The sequence below is a fragment of the Kocuria sp. p3-SID1428 genome (assembly GCF_025149945.1).
Taxonomy (GTDB): domain Bacteria; phylum Actinomycetota; class Actinomycetes; order Actinomycetales; family Micrococcaceae; genus Kocuria.
In genome coordinates, this window is the sequence record NZ_JALXVH010000092.1 from 1 (window position 1) to 1,131 (window position 1,131).

The window sequence follows — 1,131 nt, forward strand, 5'->3', positions numbered from 1 at the left end:
GGTGCACTTTCGAGCGTACTCGGCTGGGGGCAGGTAGCCGAGCGAGGAGTGCCGGCGGTGGTGGTTGTACTCGTCCTTCCAGTCGCCGATGATGACCTGTGCGTGCAGCAGCGAGTAGAAGCTGTTGATGTTGAGGCACTCGTCGCGGATCCGGCTGTTGAACGACTCGACGTACCCGTTGCGCCACGGCGAGCCCGGAGGGATGTAGGACAGGCCGGTGCGGGTGCCGGCCCAGTCGGCCATCGCTTCGCTGATGAACTCCGGCCCGTTGTCCGATCTGAGCACCGCCGGGGCGCGCCGGGCGGCGACGAGGTCCTCGAGGTGGGCGGTGAGTCGGTCGGCGGTAATCGAGCGCTCCACGAGGCCGCCGATGCACTCCCGGGTGTGTTCGTCGACGATCGAGCAGATCTTGATCGGTCGGCCGTGCTCGTCGGCGTCGAACTGGAAGTCCACCGCCCACACCACGTTCGGCGCGTCCGCCGTCGGCGCGTCGACGGTCGAGGACCCGACGCGCTTGCGTCGACGCCGCTGCGGGACCCGGAGCCCTTCGTCACGCCACAGGCGTTGGATCTTCTTGTGGTTCACCACCCATCCCTCGGCGCGGGCGTCGTGATACGCCCGCCGATACCCGTAGCGGGGATGGTCCTTCGCCCAGTCGCGCAGCCATTCCCTGAGCGCCCGATCCGGGTCCGCGACCGTGTCGCCCTTGAGCGGTCGCCGGTACGCGGAGCGGCTCAGCCCGACCAGACGGCACGCCATCCGTTCGCTCACCCGCGGCTTGCGCTTGAGGTGATCGACGGCGGCGCGGCGCCTGTCCGGGCTTAGAAGTTTCCCTCAGCCAGCTCCTTGAGCCCGGCCTTCTCCAGCTCCGCTTCCGCGAGCAGACGCTTCAGGGTCGCGTTCTGCTTCTCCAGCTCCTTCAGGCGCTTTGCGTCGTCGGCCTTGAGGCCGCCGTACTGGTTCCGCCACCGGTAGTACGTCTGCTCGGACACCCCGAGCTCCCGGCACACCGCCGCGACGTCCTGACCGTCGGCGAGCATCCTGTCGGCCTGCCCGAGCTTACGGACGACCTGCTCCGGGGTGTGACGCTTCCTGCTGTTCGTCATGATCTGACCAGTCTCCCTGCCCGCG

At 68.4% G+C, this 1,131-nt stretch carries 1 protein-coding gene; it reads right to left on the minus strand.

What is annotated here, in order from left to right:
- A protein-coding gene (locus tag M3E84_RS12350; protein ID WP_259896578.1) for an IS3 family transposase occupies positions 1-1,106 on the minus strand; the annotation gives its coding sequence in 2 pieces (ribosomal slippage) (positions 1-836 and positions 836-1,106; 1,107 coding nt annotated over the 2 pieces). This gene is flagged as partial in the annotation.
- Positions 1,107-1,131 lie beyond the last annotated feature (25 nt).